Origin of the sequence: Anaerotardibacter muris, from assembly GCF_943192915.1 — a bacterium.
In the GTDB taxonomy this organism is placed as follows: domain Bacteria; phylum Actinomycetota; class Coriobacteriia; order Coriobacteriales; family Eggerthellaceae; genus Anaerotardibacter; species Anaerotardibacter muris.
On sequence record NZ_CALPCD010000006.1, the window covers coordinates 38,330 to 54,450 of the forward strand.

17 protein-coding genes, 1 other RNA gene and 1 riboswitch are annotated in these 16,121 nt (G+C 49.6%); of the genes, 12 read left to right on the forward strand and 6 right to left on the reverse strand.

Translation table 11 applies throughout. The features are described from left to right. Entirely contained in the window at positions 1-762 is a 762-nt protein-coding gene (locus NFR25_RS06000) for a DivIVA domain-containing protein (protein ID WP_251198344.1), read from the forward strand. A 21-nt stretch (positions 763-783) separates the two neighbouring features. Next, complete coding sequence (locus NFR25_RS06005; RefSeq protein ID WP_251198345.1) at positions 784-1,080, forward strand: DUF167 domain-containing protein; 297 nt, start codon at positions 784-786, stop codon at positions 1,078-1,080. Between the two features lie 14 nt (positions 1,081-1,094). On the opposite strand, the gene NFR25_RS06010 is transcribed toward NFR25_RS06005, so the two are convergent. Further along, positions 1,095-1,859 carry a thiamine diphosphokinase gene (locus NFR25_RS06010; protein WP_251198346.1) on the reverse strand — a complete coding sequence of 255 codons (765 nt, stop codon included), beginning with the start codon at positions 1,857-1,859 and terminating at the stop codon, positions 1,095-1,097. A gap of 40 nt (positions 1,860-1,899) precedes the next feature. On the opposite strand from NFR25_RS06010, the gene rnpB reads away from it, so the two are divergent. From rnpB to thiD, 4 genes are all read left to right on the forward strand, one after another. Beyond that, positions 1,900-2,239: RNase P RNA component class A (gene rnpB, locus NFR25_RS06015), an RNA gene on the forward strand. Positions 2,240-2,249: 10 nt separating this feature from the next. Then, positions 2,250-2,356: riboswitch (TPP riboswitch) on the forward strand. Further along, positions 2,351-3,658 carry a phosphomethylpyrimidine synthase ThiC gene (gene thiC / locus NFR25_RS06020; RefSeq protein ID WP_251198347.1) on the forward strand — a complete coding sequence of 436 codons (1,308 nt, stop codon included), beginning with the start codon at positions 2,351-2,353 and terminating at the stop codon, positions 3,656-3,658. Its footprint overlaps the riboswitch before it by 6 nt. A 39-nt stretch (positions 3,659-3,697) precedes the next feature. Continuing rightward, positions 3,698-4,360 carry a thiamine phosphate synthase gene (gene thiE, locus NFR25_RS06025; RefSeq protein ID WP_251198348.1) on the forward strand — a complete coding sequence of 221 codons (663 nt, stop codon included), beginning with the start codon at positions 3,698-3,700 and terminating at the stop codon, positions 4,358-4,360. After that, a complete protein-coding gene (thiD, locus tag NFR25_RS06030) occupies positions 4,360-5,238 on the forward strand; it encodes a bifunctional hydroxymethylpyrimidine kinase/phosphomethylpyrimidine kinase (RefSeq protein WP_338024387.1) in 879 nt (292 codons plus the stop codon). The genes thiE and thiD overlap by 1 nt, the downstream gene beginning before the upstream one ends. Before the next feature lie 140 nt (positions 5,239-5,378). On the opposite strand, the gene NFR25_RS07405 is transcribed toward thiD, so the two are convergent. Beyond that, positions 5,379-5,504, reverse strand: a complete 126-nt coding sequence (locus NFR25_RS07405; protein ID WP_275556941.1) for a hypothetical protein — start codon at positions 5,502-5,504, stop codon at positions 5,379-5,381. 200 nt (positions 5,505-5,704) lie between these two features. On the opposite strand from NFR25_RS07405, the gene NFR25_RS06035 reads away from it, so the two are divergent. Genes NFR25_RS06035 through NFR25_RS06050 form a run of 4 tightly spaced genes read left to right on the forward strand, consistent with a single transcriptional unit; the run spans position 5,705 to position 9,138 of the window. Then, positions 5,705-7,030, forward strand: a complete 1,326-nt coding sequence (locus NFR25_RS06035; protein ID WP_251198349.1) for an AAA family ATPase — start codon at positions 5,705-5,707, stop codon at positions 7,028-7,030. A 13-nt stretch (positions 7,031-7,043) separates the two neighbouring features. Continuing rightward, on the forward strand, positions 7,044-7,376 hold the full coding sequence (locus tag NFR25_RS06040) for a hypothetical protein (protein ID WP_251198350.1): 333 nt from the start codon (positions 7,044-7,046) through the stop codon (positions 7,374-7,376). Further along, positions 7,373-8,542 carry an RtcB family protein gene (locus NFR25_RS06045; protein ID WP_251198351.1) on the forward strand — a complete coding sequence of 390 codons (1,170 nt, stop codon included), beginning with the start codon at positions 7,373-7,375 and terminating at the stop codon, positions 8,540-8,542. Before NFR25_RS06040 ends, NFR25_RS06045 begins: the two co-directional genes overlap by 4 nt. Further along, positions 8,539-9,138 (forward strand): peptide chain release factor-like protein, encoded by a 600-nt coding sequence (locus NFR25_RS06050; protein WP_251198352.1) that lies wholly within the window; start codon positions 8,539-8,541, stop codon positions 9,136-9,138. Before NFR25_RS06045 ends, NFR25_RS06050 begins: the two co-directional genes overlap by 4 nt. A 289-nt stretch (positions 9,139-9,427) precedes the next feature. Here NFR25_RS06050 and NFR25_RS06055 read toward each other — a convergent pair whose 3' ends face one another. Both NFR25_RS06055 and NFR25_RS06060 read right to left on the reverse strand, forming a co-directional pair. Continuing rightward, on the reverse strand, positions 9,428-10,138 hold the full coding sequence (locus tag NFR25_RS06055) for a hypothetical protein (protein ID WP_251198353.1): 711 nt from the start codon (positions 10,136-10,138) through the stop codon (positions 9,428-9,430). 24 nt (positions 10,139-10,162) lie between these two features. Then, entirely contained in the window at positions 10,163-11,509 is a 1,347-nt protein-coding gene (locus tag NFR25_RS06060) for a HEAT repeat domain-containing protein (RefSeq protein WP_251198354.1), read from the reverse strand. Between the two features lie 221 nt (positions 11,510-11,730). On the opposite strand from NFR25_RS06060, the gene NFR25_RS06065 reads away from it, so the two are divergent. Continuing rightward, a complete protein-coding gene (locus NFR25_RS06065) occupies positions 11,731-12,711 on the forward strand; it encodes a hypothetical protein (protein WP_251198355.1) in 981 nt (326 codons plus the stop codon). A gap of 89 nt (positions 12,712-12,800) precedes the next feature. Here the strand turns inward: NFR25_RS06065 and NFR25_RS06070 are convergent, their stop codons facing one another. Continuing rightward, a complete protein-coding gene (locus NFR25_RS06070) occupies positions 12,801-13,784 on the reverse strand; it encodes a hypothetical protein (RefSeq protein ID WP_251198356.1) in 984 nt (327 codons plus the stop codon). 178 nt (positions 13,785-13,962) lie between these two features. Between NFR25_RS06070 and NFR25_RS06075 the strand changes: the two genes are divergently transcribed. Beyond that, the gene (locus tag NFR25_RS06075; protein WP_251198357.1) at positions 13,963-15,123 is read left to right on the forward strand and encodes a hypothetical protein; all 1,161 of its coding nucleotides are present in this window, start codon (positions 13,963-13,965) and stop codon (positions 15,121-15,123) included. Between the two features lie 360 nt (positions 15,124-15,483). Here the strand turns inward: NFR25_RS06075 and NFR25_RS06080 are convergent, their stop codons facing one another. Continuing rightward, positions 15,484-16,101, reverse strand: coding sequence for a GNAT family N-acetyltransferase (locus NFR25_RS06080; RefSeq protein WP_251198358.1), 618 nt, complete (start codon positions 16,099-16,101; stop codon positions 15,484-15,486). Positions 16,102-16,121 lie beyond the last annotated feature (20 nt).

Below are 16,121 nucleotides of genomic sequence, written 5' to 3' on the forward strand. Positions count from 1 at the left end.
ATGGCAATTACATCTGAAGATATCCAGCAGCAGAGCTTCAAGATCGAACGTCGCGGTTATGACGTAGATGAGGTCGATGTATTCCTCGAGCACGTGTCAGATGAAGTCGATGCCCTCAACAATGAGATCGCCCGCCTTCAGGCTCAGCTTACTGAAGCCGAAAGCGCCTCTGCGGCTCCGGCCCCTGCCGCTCCTGCTTCTGGTGACGATGCGAGTGGCTCTGAGAAGGATGCTCGTATCGCCGAGCTTGAATCTCAGCTTACCGAACGCAAGAGCGAAGACAATGCCATCGCTCAGGCACTCATCATCGCGCAGCGCACCGCTGATGAGATCGTATCCAAAGCGCGCACCGATGGTGAGACCATCCGTCGCAATGCTGAAGAAGAAGGCCAGCGCATCCTTGACAAGGCTGGTGCTGAAAAGCAGCGCATCATCGAGCAGATCAGCGAACTCACGGTCAGCCGTGAGAAGGTCCGTGAGCAGTATCAGGACATGCTGAAGGACTTCATCGCTGCTTCCACTAAGCGCCTTACCGAGATTGGTGGCGACAATACTTCCGATATCGTCATTCCTGATGAATTGAAAGATAGCGAGCCTAAGGTGACGAAGTGGAATCCGTCTCCTTCTACGGCGACCTACACCACTCCTACGGTGAACCCAGCGGTCGCAAGTCCCGCACCCCCGAAGCCCTCTCAGTCTTCGAAGGATCTTTCGGGTTACGGTGACGCGGACGATTCCTTCACCTTCGACGAGATCGACTAAGTCTAGAAGCGAAACGCTCTTGTGGCAGCCGAAGGATACAAATTAGCACTCCGTCTCACGCCCCGCTCGGGGCGTGATGCTATCTTGGGGGTGAAGTTGGTCGAGGGTCTGCCCGAGGTGCAGGCTTGCGTCACCGCTCCGCCCGACAATGGGAAAGCGAACAAAGCGCTGTGCAAGCTTGTGGCCTCAGAGCTTGGTATTGCGAAGTCAAAGGTGGAAGTGGTGCAAGGCCAGACTAGTCGACACAAGCGCCTCGCTATTGCTGCAGAGCCCGCCGTCGTTGACTCCTGGTTGGCATCTTTGCCCTCTCTCGACTAAGAACCCGTCCCCAGTTAGAGGGTGGCTAGTTTGGTGCGGGCGTAGGAGATCTTCTCGAGCTCTTCTAGGGGGAGGAACACCCAGAGGCTGCCTTGGCGTAGCGAGATGCGCGCAGGCTTGCCAATGAGCTCATTGGAGATCCCCCAGAGTGCGCGGTTGGTCGCATGTGCGTTCTCGAGCGTATATTCCAGCCCTTCTTCGAAGATGCCCTCGGCGTTGTCGGAATGGGAGATGACCGAACAGGTGCCCGTGGCGCCTGGGTCGATGCTCACTTCCATTAGGCCGCCAACAGAATCAAGCGTGAGCACCACCTCTTCTTCGGTGACACCCCATACACGCTGACCATTGTTGGCTGCTGCAGCCATCAGCTGCAGATTGCCCAAAGAATGGTCGAGGCGTTTGCTCAGGCCTTCGCATATTACGATGTTGGTGAATCCAATCTCCATTGCATGGTTAAGAGCCCAGTCCATGTCGGTGAAGTCTTTGTGGGCGTTGAACACTTCGACCTGCATGGCAGGACCTTCGGCAGTTGCAGCATCGATCAGGGCGCCGCTCTTGGCATCGCAGGCAGCGTATTCTGCATCCCTTGCATTGCTCTTAGGTACATAGCCCAAGGAATCGAAATCGCCGAACACGCCATCAGGTGCGATCCCGCGCGCGCGCAGCGGCTCGTAACCACCGTCGACAGCGTAGATCGCGTCGAACTGGCACGTTTTCAGAATCTTGTCCAAACCCTTATGATCGGTCGGCGCGCCGCCTACCAATAGACACGAGTGCATGCGTTCCCTTCCTGTGCTCGATGTTTGCTAGAATACCATAGGAGTGAGTCGGGCAACCGCGCCAAGCTTCGCGCTTGGTGAGGAAAGTCCGGGCTTCAAAAGGCAAGATGCCAGCTAACGGCTGGGCGGGGCGACCCGACGGATAAGTGCCACAGAAAAGAAAACTCCCTTTTGGGAAAAGCTGAAACGGTGCGGTAAGAGCGCACCAGCGTGTTGGTAACAGCACGGCTTGGTAAACCCCATCTGAAGCAAGCGCAAATAGGAATGCGATGCGGCCGCCTTTCCGCGCATTCGGGTTGCGTGCTAGAGTCCCGCGGCGACGCGTGATCGAGATAAATGGTTGCCGACCACAGAACCCGGCTTACAGACTCACTCCTTTTTCAATGTTATACTTCAGTTACGGGGAGCTCGCGGGAAGCGGGCTGAGAGGGAGCTAGAGCTCCGACCCGATGAACCTGTCTGGATAATGCCAACGAAGGGAAACGATCACTATGACAGTGACTCAGATCGACGCTGCGCGTCAAGGAATCATCACCCCCGCAATGCAACGTGTTGCCGAAAAGGAACACAAGAGCCCCGAAGAGATTCGCGTGGGCGTTGCGTCAGGCTCTATTGCCATCCCTGCGAACATCCATCATAATGCCCTCGATCCTGAAGGGGTGGGCACCGGCCTGCGCACCAAGGTGAACGTGAACCTGGGCATCTCGGGCGACCTGATCGATCCCGAAGTGGAGCTCGAGAAGGTGCGGGTGGCGCTTGAGCTGGGCGCGGAGGGCATCATGGACTTGTCGAACCATGGCAAGACCCAAGAATTTCGTGAGCAGCTGGTGGCTATGTCGCCAGCGATGATCGGCACCGTGCCGATGTATGATGCGATCGGTTATCTGGAAAAGCCGCTCATCTCCATCACACCTGAAGACTTCCTTGATGTGGTGCGTCGCCATGCAGAAGATGGCGTGGATTTCGTCACGATCCATGCGGGCATAAACCGTCGCGTGATCGAGTCGTTCAAGGAAACGGGCCGCCTGATGAATATCGTTTCGCGCGGTGGGTCGTTGATCTTCGCGTGGATGGAAGCCACGGGCAACGAGAATCCTTTCTATGAATATTACGACCAGGTGCTCGAGATCCTGCATGAGCATGACGTTACCATCAGCATTGGCGATGCGATGCGTCCTGGCTGTGGCTACGATGCGACGGATGCTGGTCAGATCGCAGAACTGATCGAGATTGGTAAGCTGACCAAACGTGCGTGGGATGCGGGCGTGCAGGTGATGGTCGAGGGGCCAGGGCATATGGCCATCGACGAGATCGCAGCGAACATTAAGTTGGAGAAGCGTCTGTGCCATAACGCGCCGTTCTATGTGCTGGGGCCCTTGGTTACCGATATCGCGCCAGGCTATGACCATATCACCGCCGCTATTGGCGGTGCGGTTGCGGCTAGCGCCGGCGCAGATTTCCTGTGCTATGTAACGCCAGCTGAGCACTTGCGCTTGCCCGATGTGGCTGACGTGCGTGAGGGCTTGGTGGCGACGAAGATCGCGGCGCATGCAGCTGATATTGCCAAAGGTATCCCTGGTGCGCGCGACCGCGACAATCGTATGAGCGATGCGCGCCGTCGCTTCGACTGGGAAGAGATGTTCGATCTAGCCATCGACCCCGTGAAACCGCGCGAATACTTTGAGAGCGCGCCGCCGTCAAATGAAGATTCATGCACGATGTGCGGCAAGATGTGCGCTGTGCGTACCGTGAATACCATCATGGATGGCCTGGTCATCGACCTGGGCGATGAGTATTAATGCCCTTGTTGCAGGCTGCTTGCTAGGCATGGATCGCATATGAGAACGTGGACCGAAGACGACATTCGCAACATGCTCACACTGTATGCGGTCACCGACCGTGCATGGTTGGGGGAGCGTAGCTTTGGCGATGTGCTGGCTGAGGCGCTTTCGGTGCCTGGCGTTACCTGCGTGCAGTTGCGCGAGAAGCGAGCCTCGGCAGCCGAGCGCGAGGCACTGGCGCGCGAGGCGCAGCGCTTGTGTGCGCAGGTGGGCATTCCTTTTCTGATCGATGATGATGTGGAACTGGCAGCGCGCATTGGCGCTGATGGTGCGCATATCGGCCAGGATGACCGTTCGTGCGCTGAAGCACGTGCGATGTTGGGCGAGCAAGCCATCATCGGTGTGACCACGAAGACGCTCGAACAAGCGCTTCGGGCGCAGGCTGATGGCGCGGACTACTTGGGAGTGGGAGCAGTGTTTCCCACGTCGACCAAGCAGGATACATGGACCATCGATCACGATGTGCTGCGTCAGATCTGTGAGCAGGTTTCCATTCCGGTAGTGGCCATCGGCGGCATCACGGCTCAGAATGCTCCCACGCTTGCGGGCACCGGCGTTGCGGGCATTGCGGTGGTCTCAGCGATCTTCGCGCAGGAGAATATTCCGCAGGCAGTCGAGGAATTGAGTCGTGAGGCGCGTGCGCTTCGCGCAGGTGAATAGTGAATAGAGAGCAGGGCGGCGAAGCCATGAGCATCAAGAGCATGAAGAGCGTAGTGACGATCGCGGGTTCCGATTCGAGCGGTGGCGCAGGCATCCAGGCCGACCTGAAGACCATGACCGCGCTGGGAGTATTCGGTCAGTCGGCCATCACGGCGCTTACGGCGCAGAATACCATGGGTGTGCTCGGGGTAGAGGAGACCACACCAGATTTCCTAGCCCTGCAGATCAAGGCGATCTTCGAGGATATTCGCCCCGATGCAGTGAAGGTCGGCATGGTGGCGAACCCTGCGCTCATCAAGACCATCGCAGAATCGCTACGTATGTTCGAGGCGCAGAATATCGTGCTCGATCCCGTGATGATAGCCACGAGTGGTGCTTCGTTGGCATCCGATGATGTCGCTCAAGCGCTGGTAGATGACCTGTTTTCGCTTGCTACAGTGGTTACCCCGAACCTGAGCGAAGCGGAAGTCTTCAGTGGGTTTGCTATTGAGAAACCTCAGGATATGGTGAACGCTGCGCACGCGATTCGCGATCTGGGGGCGCGTGCAGTATTGGTGAAGGGTGGTCATCTTGAAAATACCGAATCGACCGAGAAGGGTGATGTATTCGAGCCTGGCCACGCATACGATCTGCTGCTCGCCGAAGATGGCACCGAATTCTGGCTACGTGAGCCCCGCATCGAGACTAAGAACACCCATGGGACGGGGTGCACCCTGTCTTCCGCGATCGCCTGCTACCTGGCCCAAGGCTGCGAGTTGGTGGATGCCGTTAAACGCGCCAAATACTATCTCACCCAAGCCCTGGCTCACGACCTTCAGCTGGGCAAAGGCAACGGTCCCGTAAATCACATCTGGCACCTGGATACGACCGTCAGCTAGCCGATGAAACTTTGCGTAAAGAATGGCGGGCTCTGCAGGGGAGATGCTTTCAAACCCAAATCATGCTAAAATAACAGCCAGCGGATGCCCGTGTTTGGAAGTGCGGGCAGCGCTTTTGCTTAAGGTGAACCACTTAGCGCTTAGCGCAAGTGGTTCTTCTTTTCGCGCGGGCGCTTACCCTGCGCTACGGGTACGGCCTTGACCACTGCAGCAATCAGGCAGACAACAGAAGTTGTCAGCTCAAAGGCCTTAATAATCAAGTCCATAGACAATCACCTCCTTCCATAAAAGAAGGCGCTGCCAGCACGCGGGGCTTATTCCGCTGACCTCATTTCGTTATATCAAACTTGCGAACATTTGTTCGTAAATACTAGGCGCTAAGCTCCTTTTATTGGTGCGTCATTTATTCCCCATCGTTTTTCTAAAATATTCAGTATCGGACTATTTGAGAAAAAGGGGATAAAAAATGAATGCAGAAATGAATGCATTTGAGAGCGTGATCGGGTATGACGCGGTCAAGCAGCAATTAACCGAGGTTCTGGACATTGTTCATAATCCTCAGGTGTACGAGAGATTTGGCGTTTCTTGCCCTAAGGGCATCTTGCTCTATGGCGCTCCGGGAGTAGGGAAAACGCTTATTGCTAATAGCTTTATTGCTGCGAGCGGACGTGATTCTGTGGTTTGCAGAAAAACTTCGCCTCAGCAAAGCTTCGTTGACTTGATTAATGAGGTTTTTGATAAAGCCCTAGCCTGCTCACCTTCCGTAATCCTCTTAGACGATATGGACAAGTTCGCAAACGATGATGAGTATCATAAGGATTCAGAAGCATATGTGACCATTCAGTCTTGCATTGATCTAGTCAAAGATGAAGATGTATTAGTGGTGGCGACCGCAAATAATATTCGAAAACTGCCTGATTCGCTTATTCGTTCTGGTCGCTTCGATAGAAAGATTCATGTTCTAAAGCCAAACACAGAAGAAGCCAAGGCGATCATTTCCCATTATCTCGAAGATAAAGACCTTGGCGACCAGGTTGATATTGAAGCTGTCGCGACTTTGTTCGCAGGACATGAATGTTCAACTCTGGAATCAGCAATAAATCAGGCGGGAATTCTTGCTGGCTATCGTCGGGCGAAGTGCATTTCGATGCAGGATTTGATCAAGGCGTATTTGATCATTGCTCACAGTATTCCTAAAGAGCATCTTATTTCGACTAAGTCAAAGAATTTGTTTGCAAGTGATGGCAGCATGGATGTGTTTTGGCATGAAGCTGGTCATGTTGTGATCGGTGAGCTGCTTTCCCCTGGTAGTGTTTCAATCGCTATTGCTGTAGGTAATGACGAGTTTGAAAAAGGATTCACAAAGAATAGTATTGATAGCGCAAACATGAACAAACTTAGCAAGCTTAAATCCCATATATTAATGAGCTTCGGAGCAGCAGCAGCAACGGATATTACTTTTGGCAGGGTCGATCTAGGTGCTCGTTACGATATCCAGAAAGCATTAAAGACTATTTCGGATGTGATTGAAGATCTCGGAGGTTTTTCGGGACTGAGCCTTGCGTGCCATGATTGCTCTTCATTTAATCTTGATCAGCGTCGCGAGGATGCAAATTCTGCAATTGCTGAGCTCTATTATCAGGAGGCAAAAGAGATGCTCTGCCAGAATCGTCCATTCCTTGAAGCGATTGCTCGTGCGCTTGCGGAGCAATCTGTGCTTACAGCAAAAGACATTGCCGAAATTCACGCTTCAGTAGAACAGGACAAGGTGTTATATGTTGAAGCCGCGTAGAGGAGTCTTTTGGATGATCGACGACCAGCTTAAAGCCTATCCTTTTCACGAAGGGGCCATGGTTGGGATCGCAAAGTCTGGCAATACCTTCAATCACAAGAAGTTGTGGGAAGCGCTCTCTTTGAGCAGTCTCCCCTACAACTATTATCCAAGAGGTCGCGTTGATGTTGCCAACAATGGGCAAGCGGTCATTTACCTTAATCCAAGCATCAACACGGAGTCTGTTGTCTCCCAGATCAAAGCTGCTTTTGGGATAGAAGGCGAAGACTTCCAGGTAAGAGATGATCACTCCGAACACTACAAATGCTATTTGGATGATGGATGGAAAGCAGATGGTTCAAGATGATTGAAGTAACGGGTGATTTTACTTCAGCAAAGATATTCACGGTAGACGATTCAGAGACCGCTATCGATGCTCATGCGCTTGCTCAAGTGCAGATGCTTTGCGATACTGAGGCTTGCGCGGGGAGCAAGGTTCGGGTTATGCCAGATGTTCATGCAGGAAAGGTGGGGCCTATCGGGCTCACGATGACCTTGCCTGCAAAGATCATGCCAGCACTTATTGGAAACGATATAGGATGCGGCGTTGCGCAGATGCGTTTTACGAAGTCTTTACCGCTCGATTTTGTGAAGCTCGATAAAGAGATTCGTAAACGCATACCAAGCGGGAGTGCAATTCATGGTCATGTATCCGATCGTGCCGAGACTCCGGGTCGAGACCTGCTCAATAGTCTTCATTGCATCGACCATATCCAGGGCGAACGGGCGTTGAAGAGTTTATGCACGCTTGGTGGAGGTAATCATTTCATCGAGATGGGCAGGAGCGACACCTCGGGAATTATCGCCTTGACCGTGCATAGTGGTAGTCGCAATTTGGGCCAGCAAGTTTTCGATTGGTATATGAAGGCAGGTCAAAAAAGGCTTAGAGCCAAGGGTCTGGAGATTCCTTATGAGATGACCTGGCTGGATGGTGAACTTGCCACCCAATATCTTGAAGACATCCAAGCTGTTTGTGCTTATGCGAAACTGAATCGCAAGTTAATGATCAAAGAGATCGTCAAGGCGATGAAGTGGAAGAAGCACGTTCTTTCCAAGGATGAAGAGCTGATCGATTGCCCCCATAATTATGTTGCCGAAGATGGCGTCTTGCGAAAAGGAGCCATTAGCGCCCTTGAGGGCGAGCAGGTGCTTATCCCTATCAATATGCGTGACGGCATCATTGCGGCTGTTGGCAAAGGGAACCCAGATTGGAACTGCTCTGCACCTCATGGATCGGGTCGCATCTTCAAACGAAGCGAGGTTTCAAGCCATCATACGGTTTCGGAATTCAAGCGCGAGATGAAAGGTGTATGGAGCAGCTGCATTGCGGTATCGACACTTGATGAATCACCCTTTGCTTACCGTAGACTGGAACAAATCAAGGAAGCTCTAGGAGATACTGTGGCGCTTGATATGTCGGTTGGTATTCTAAAACCAATCTATAGCTATAAGGCATGCGAGGTGGACAAGTGATTCTGCAGCTAACATCAGGAATAGGTGGTCCGCGAGAGTGCGCCTATGCCGTTGCTGGCATTTTTCGGAAACTCCAAGAAGAATTCCCGGACATTCAGGTTGCTGATGCTCGGGAATCGCGGGATAAAGACTGCTTCACTTCGATCACCTTCACCACAGACGAAGATCTTTCGTTTCTTGAAGGAACGCTGCTGTGGGTGGGGAAAAGTCCGTTTCGCCCGCATCATAAACGGAAGAACTGGTACATTGGCTGCAGCATCATCCCAGAGGTTGAGAGCGACCAGATCGATCTCAAGCCCGAAGACGTGAAGATGGAACGCTTTCATTCAGGTGGACATGGTGGTCAGAATGTGAACAAGGTTGAGACTGGTGTACGCCTTATTCATACGCCTACAGGTATTCGTGCCAGCAGCACTTCGGAGCGTTCGCAGTATGCGAACCGCCGCGTTGCCGAGAAACGCCTGCGAGCGATCCTGGCCGATCGTCAAGCTCAGGCGCAGAGCGATGGCCGCAAAGAGGCCTGGCTAAAGCACGCAGACCTGCAGCGGGGCAATCCTGTTCGCACTTATCATGGTACAAAATTTACTTGGTCTTAATCTGGTAGGTCGTTGCTACCTTATGGTTGCACCCGCAGATAATGACAAAGTAGGTGTGGTGAAGTTCTAGATGGAGAAATCTAAAGGGGTTGATCTTCTGAACAAAGCCTTGTGGGTAAGCATTCAGAAAAATAGAAACAGCGAATCAAGGCTCTGGCAAGCGCAAAGCGGGATAAAGATAATCAAATACAGTACAGTCTAATTCCGATGCTCTATTGGATCGAACCCATATTTCTTCTTCGATCTACTCAAAATTTTTCTATCTAATACAAACGCTGTGTAGCCTTGCCTATTTTTTGCTAGCCTTGATTATCCTATCTTTCCTCTTAACAGAAAGTTCCGGATACTTTTGTTGGAATTCACAAGTCGCTTTCATGCGACTTGCTCTGCTGTAAATATCTCTAAAACCAGTGTCTACTGAGTATGTAGAAGATATCGTGAAATCCCTTCCAAAAATCGTTGTGAAGAACTCTAAAACTTCTTTAACAGAAGCATTGTTGAAAGGACCGAACACAATGTCTCCGTTCGTATCGTATTCAGCACCTAAAGTGTCATAGCGCTGTGCACTCCTATTGACCAATGGTTGCGTTATTAAGACGCTCCTTTGTTCGTACTTGCCGCACCAATAAAAACAAAGCTCCTTGAAATCGTCGGGTGAATACAGATTGTCTATAATCATGAAAATATCTTCATTAACAATTTCTTTTCCTGAAGGTGTTTGTTTGTCATAATATCCTGCGATTTTGCAAAATGACAGCCCGGAACTCCTTATATCAAGCTCTAAACGCTCGTTACTTTTTTGCTTCTCATTGCTAGAAAGTGGGCTGCCATCTTCATCGCATTGCTTAAAACTAGCAATGAAGCAACATGGCACTGTATCCATGCGATCTAGAGCTTTGTTAAAGCTAGACCCAAAATCGGACTCAAGCTTTTCTGAATATGTTGTTAAGGTCTTCAATTGGTTTTCTAAAGTTTTAGTTGGAGATAAGAATTCGTGCATATAAATGCTCTAATCCCTTCTCAATCATTCCATTTCGTCAACAGGGGTGAAGTCAAGATGAGGCTTCAGGGTCCCAATTCGTAATGCTCGCAGTAAATTATCTGCGTAAGTGAGATAGGTCGCGCCTACGACGCTCCTTTCTGGGTCGCATATAAGTTTGTCTGCGGCGTATCCTTGAAAGGCAACCGTCCTTCTAACTTTTGGATCAGTATCCTTTGCAAGAATGTCCAATCCATAGCCTTGGTTGGCGACGGCTGCCCTAACTCGTGGTTCGGGGTCGCGGACCAAAGTTTCAAGAGAGAAGCTCTGCCCAGCAACCGCTGCTCTTACTTCTGGGTCTGGATCGTGGGCAAGTTTCTCTAACCCAAACCCCCTGCGCGCAACTCTTTCTCGTACGCAAGGTTCAGGATCGTCGATCAATACATCAAGTCCGATTCCGTGCTCTGCAACGGTTATACGTGCCCCTAGCTTAGAATCTTCGATTAGTGTTTCAAGGCTGTTGTTTCTGGATGCCGCGGTTACTCTTACCATCCAATTCCTGTCATTTTGCAACTCATCGACCCTGTAGCCTTGTTTAGCAACTTCCCATCTGACATAAGGCGAAGGATCACACATCAAGAGATCAAGACAGCGGCCCTGTTTGGCTACTTCAAGACGCACTCTGCTCGAAGGGTCATGTGCCAGAGTCTCAAGTTCAAAGCCCTGTTTGGCTACTTCTGCTCTCACTCGAGGTTCTTCGTCTTTCATCAGAATATCCAGTCCAAAGCCCTGCTGTGCAACCTCCATTCTTATTCCGGGATTTTTATCTTTTACCAGCTTATCTAATCCAAACCCCTGTTTTGCAACAGCCTTTCTTACGTATCCGCTTTGATCGCGGATAAGCTCTTCCAGGCCATATCCTTGTTCCGCCACGGCAATCCTTACCACCATCGCAGGATCATTGACTAGCTTAGATAGGCCATATTTTTGTCTAGCGACCTCTTCTCGAACATGAGGCTCTCTGTCGGAAATCAGCTTATCTAAAGCGAAGCCTTGTCTTGCTACATGCACTCTGACATAAGTATCTAGGTCGTTAACGAGTTTTTCGAGACCAATGTTCATCTCAGCAGCGAAGGCTCTAACGCAATGGTCTTCGTGACTTGCGAGTTTCTTGGTGTCGTTTGGGCAATAGTAGCAGCAGGCCCTTACAAAGTAATACTGAAAGAAAGGATCCTCCCAGAAGAAGTCTTTCATAGCTTGTACATCTAAAATTATCTCGTCGACCATTTGAAGAAGAAGTTGCGGTTCAACATGTTTTACCATGGTCTCTAGCGAATATTGCTCTTTGAGCGCATAGAATTTCTTGGCCGATTCGGCTATTTCCTTTGACATGCGACTCCTTTGTAGTTGTGAATAAGGCGTTTCTCATCATAGGGAAAGCTATGCGGTATGTTTTCCCCATCACCTGTGCGATACTGAATCTGTTTAGACTTTCGCAAACCTGTTCAGGGAAGGAGCGACGAAAACTGGGCTATATAGTGGCTTTTGTCGACCGGACCGTAAAAATGCGCCCATTCCTGAAGTCTTGACTTTGCCAGCGCGTGGGGAGAAATATGCAAACCCTGAAGTTCACGGATTACTTTCATAACGAAGCGATTAGGGAAGAGATCTATGCCACTGAGTATATCGAGCAAGCAGAGAGGTTCGGCTTATTGGGAAGCTTGAGTCTCGCCGAACTCTCTGATGTTGAAGTAGAGTCCCGCAAAACTCAAATCGTAGGAAATTCAATCCTTGGTTATTTGATCGAGACAAGAGGAGAGACGGTCGTTTGGGAGCATCTTCGTACTCTAGAGTACTGGATGGTCCATTCAGAAGACGAGATAGAACCTGAATTCGAACGATATTTTCCTTCGGGAGCGATGAACCAAAACGCCGTTGAGGAACTTCCTGAAGTCATGAGCGCTATTGGTGTGTTGCCAATAGAAGACGCAATCGTCCAGCTGAAGATTGTGTCGTCAGCGCCTTGCGGTAGATTTAGTTGGGTGAAGACTGCTTCGTTAGAGTACCAGAGTACCTTTTGCTGTCTTCCCGAATCACGTTGTATGAACTTCAAAGAACCGTTTTTATATAAGGAAGCGGATCTATTCTTGAATCGACAGAAAAGAGGGGTGTGCTTTCAGTTGCCCGTGTCACCTGAACAATTGTTGCTGTTAGGAGCTCAAGAGGCAAGCCTTGTTTCCATGTTTGCTTATCAGGAGCGACTTCCATCTCAGGCTGTTCTTATGTTCAGTTCGTCAGGACATGACTACATGGGATATGTCGAATTGGACAAGGAGACGCACGGAGTTTTGAGCATTTCGCTTTCGGATAATGCGAAGACAGCTCGTGAAGACCTTGTTCGTGAATCTGGTATTGCGATTGCGGAATGGGCGCATGATTCAGGACTTCCTGGGTTGGTTTTCAGATCGCGTTCGTTCTGGCATGCTGCAACTCGTATTGAGTTCGAGCAGGATCTTGCGACTAATGCTCTTTACGTTTGCAATACCAATAAGCCGCTGCTTTGGAGTATTCCTGATGATCTGTACTATGAGTGATGGTTCCAGTTTCGTGTTATCCCTGAGTCAGCTGACAATAAAAGTTAATTCCTCAAGACTCTATGAACAGATTTTAGAACGGCTTAGAACTATCTCGGCCATTTCAATAATTCCAAAGTATGTTCGTTGGCAAGACGTGCTGGAAGCTTGTTGACATCCGAGCGTCTCCAATCACTCGCTCGAATAATGCAGCTATCTGACTCAGTAAAATTTGTGCGAGATAATTCGCGATTAGTTTCAGAGATGCACTTACGAGCTTTTGCCAAACGCGACCCTTCGCCTTTATAGTAATACCAAAGAAGACGATCAAAATTCTCTTTGCTGATTCGGTATCCAGTTTTTCTTTCGTTTGCGTCGATTATATCGCTGATTTTTTTAGCGAAGTTAGCGTAATTCCATCTTTCGTCGCCAGCAAAATCCTTGTCTCCATATTTTGAATAGGGATCTTTGACGCACTCTCCTTTATACATCGGTGTCTTTTCCCCTAAATATACAACTGCATAGTAAGGAAGAGCTCTTCTGATAACCAGGTCGTATATGCTGTACCCTTTTTCTTCTGCTGCCGCAGGGAACAAAGCTCGTGAAACGTAGGTGCAGAATTTTGTTGCGAAGCTAAAGGTGTATCGATTGTCTATCGACTTCGCGATTTCGTCTACTAGCGATGGGTCGAAATTGCGAATACGTTTTTCAAAGTTCTTTATGTCGCAAATTGTAGCTGCTGTGATTTTGCGACCGTTATTGCCGCCCCTAGGCCCTTCCGAGGCTTGATGGGTGCTGTTCGCTAAATCAATTATTTCCACCAGTCTTTCAGTGAGCTCTAGAGCTGGTTTGTCGTATTTTTTTGTTTTGTCCCAGAAAAAAGGATACTGATCGCAGAATGCTTTGACGGTTTGCGGCTCTTCGTCTGAAGGTTTTGATCTGTAGCTTGAGTCATTCTCAAGAAGAAATCGAACCCTAGCAACGTTGTCTGGTGTTAAAGCCAAGATTCCGTTTATATCAAGGTCGAAACTATAGGGGTTTTCGCCTTCACGAACAAAGGTATTATCGACGTATGCCGGGATCAGCATTCCCATTGGTTTTCTCTTGTTCCTCAAATAATTCAGCTGTTTTCGTAGCTCAATTATAGATGACCTATCTACATCTTATGAAAGAGAACGAGTAATTTTTGCCGCATCGATTTTAATATCATTGCAAATGAAGTGGATTGTCGTTGGAGTTTAGCGGTTGTCGCATAGTCGCCGAATCAGGAGAATGAGTGATATGAACGAATGCCCCACAGAGCTAACACTGAACGACTTTATCAAGTGGCTTCGAGATCATTCGCATAAGGTTGGCTATTCGCGCTTGTTGTATTTATACAATGATGACGGAAAAGAGGCCAAGCGATTGCTGAACTGGCTTATGTTCCTTGACTGTACGAGCGAATGGGGTTGGATGGATAATTATATTGAGTATTGTCCCGCTCGCTGCTTTGCTCCCAGGGCGGAGACTTATCGAAAAATCATTGAGGGCGGCGCTCACCGTAAGCTTGAGCCCATAGACCCACGAACTGTGAAGCATAGTGACAATTTTTCTTTCGTGACATTAGCGCTTACTGATGTCCAAGAGCTTGCTGATGATAATAGAAGTCTTCGTAATGTACTAGACATAAGTCGTCGCCTCGCAACGCGAACAGCGTTCATTATGTTCACTGGCAATGGATATCCTTCTGATGTTTTTACGGACCAGCCCGAGATGGCTAGGTTCCTTCTCGACGGATTAGTTGTGAAGGTTGATGGGGATACGCTTTCTTTTACGAGTGGAAGATCTGCAAGGAACGTTGAGATGCCATTTTGGGGGCTTTTGTCATGCGGCTATGACAATGAAACAGATCGTTCAAGCGAGTGGTCGATTCGCGAGTGCAAGCATCTGGTCTTCCAGTGGGAGTTGCTATGCACCTGGAAGGATCGCTACAAAGCCTTCGATCTTGACTTATTTAAAGATGCTTTTGTAGGTGCATGGAAGTTGTTGCAGACGAAGTCTTCGTCTGAGGATTATCGATATCGCTGGCGTCTGATTGCGATGATGAGTGGTTTTTTTGGGGGACTGTTACGCTGGTATCTTCCCTTGATGACGGATTTTGGGCCTTTGGGAGATGGCGTAATTTACGGCGATCCTTGCGAGATGGCAGCTGCGCAGTTGCTTGTGGATTCATTTCTGAAAAAGGCGCTTAAAGAAAATCTGAGCAGGATGGACAAGACGCTCAAGCTTTCCAAAGTGATCAGGCACGATGAATACGATTATTGGAAGCCTACGAAATGGAAGCGCGATTTGACGCTCTCCAATTTCTCCGAAGCGATCGATGATCTTGCTCTTACGATACACGAGGTCCACACTTCAGCCCCCTGTGCAAAGCGAGAGGGCTGTTCCTGAGCGAAATTTGAATTTTTCCGAAGATGCTCGACTCGCCATCCATGACCTTGTTGATGTTAAAGATGATCATCAAGCAGGCCGATTCTGAGCCTACCCCGAAGCCTTCAAACTCGCCTAAAAGGTTAAAGTTGTTTGATTCTATTAACTTGTCAATTCTGTTAGCCGTCTCTATTAGTGACGCATAAGCTCTAGGGTCTATCCTTATTCTCTCGCCGCTGTTGTTGACTCTAATCAGTGGTCGAGTGGCGTTTTGACTCGAAAGACTCAACCCATCGTCTGTAGAAAGATCCGATAAGCGCTCTAAGCATGAGCTGCAATAAAGGGAAACGCGTATTTCGAAATCCATCATAAGGGTTCTCTTTATGCGCAAGCGCGAAGTTGTTTTTGTGCTGGAATCCTGAAACCATCTTCGCGCGAAGAAGGGCACCAGGAGCAAAGATCTAGGGTGTATGTGCTGACGGATTTGCCTTCAGTTTTGTACCCGTCTTCCTCATTTTGGTCAGGGATGTGGTAGAGTATCAAGCTCGTGTGCTCGAGATCGAATCCTAGTCTTGTTAGCACGTGTGCAGAAGGAGTGTTCTCTCGGATGATTTCAGCAAACACTGATATGCCTTTTATTTCAGTAAGCTCCCCATCTTTGAACGCCTGAATCAAAGCCGCTGCAGCTTCATGGCAAAAGCCTTTACCTCGGTGGGGTTTAGAGATGAAGTACTCGATTTCGCCTATTTCCGGCTTGTTGTCAGTGGGCCTGATGCCGACATAGCCAATGTATTCACCGGAGTTCTTTAAGAATGCTGAATAGCAGATAACGCCAAGGCTTGTGAAATCGTAGTCATCAAGCAGGTGTTCGTCATATTCGTATCCGAACTGGAAATAATACTCGCTTGGCTCAAGCAACCGCTTGTAGGCAGTGAGATCCGAATCATTGTTGGCGGGTTTGAGAATGAGACGATCGGTGTATATCGCTTGAGCTTTCATGGTGAGGCCTCCTTTGAGTC

Bases quoted from the DNA above. Each gene is read 5' to 3' on its own strand.
- NFR25_RS06000 (WP_251198344.1), top strand. From the start codon at position 1: ATGGCAATTACATCTGAAGATATCCAGCAGCAGAGCTTCAAGATCGAA.
- NFR25_RS06010 (WP_251198346.1), bottom strand. From the start codon at position 1,859: ATGCACTCGTGTCTATTGGTAGGCGGCGCGCCGACCGATCATAAGGGT.
- thiC (WP_251198347.1), top strand. From the start codon at position 2,351: ATGACAGTGACTCAGATCGACGCTGCGCGTCAAGGAATCATCACCCCC.
- thiE (WP_251198348.1), top strand. From the start codon at position 3,698: ATGAGAACGTGGACCGAAGACGACATTCGCAACATGCTCACACTGTAT.
- NFR25_RS07405 (WP_275556941.1), bottom strand. From the start codon at position 5,504: ATGGACTTGATTATTAAGGCCTTTGAGCTGACAACTTCTGTTGTCTGC.
- NFR25_RS06035 (WP_251198349.1), top strand. From the start codon at position 5,705: ATGAATGCAGAAATGAATGCATTTGAGAGCGTGATCGGGTATGACGCG.
- NFR25_RS06040 (WP_251198350.1), top strand. From the start codon at position 7,044: ATGATCGACGACCAGCTTAAAGCCTATCCTTTTCACGAAGGGGCCATG.
- NFR25_RS06045 (WP_251198351.1), top strand. From the start codon at position 7,373: ATGATTGAAGTAACGGGTGATTTTACTTCAGCAAAGATATTCACGGTA.
- NFR25_RS06055 (WP_251198353.1), bottom strand. From the start codon at position 10,138: ATGCACGAATTCTTATCTCCAACTAAAACTTTAGAAAACCAATTGAAG.
- NFR25_RS06060 (WP_251198354.1), bottom strand. From the start codon at position 11,509: ATGTCAAAGGAAATAGCCGAATCGGCCAAGAAATTCTATGCGCTCAAA.
- NFR25_RS06065 (WP_251198355.1), top strand. From the start codon at position 11,731: ATGCAAACCCTGAAGTTCACGGATTACTTTCATAACGAAGCGATTAGG.
- NFR25_RS06070 (WP_251198356.1), bottom strand. From the start codon at position 13,784: ATGGGAATGCTGATCCCGGCATACGTCGATAATACCTTTGTTCGTGAA.
- NFR25_RS06075 (WP_251198357.1), top strand. From the start codon at position 13,963: ATGAGTGATATGAACGAATGCCCCACAGAGCTAACACTGAACGACTTT.
- NFR25_RS06080 (WP_251198358.1), bottom strand. From the start codon at position 16,101: ATGAAAGCTCAAGCGATATACACCGATCGTCTCATTCTCAAACCCGCC.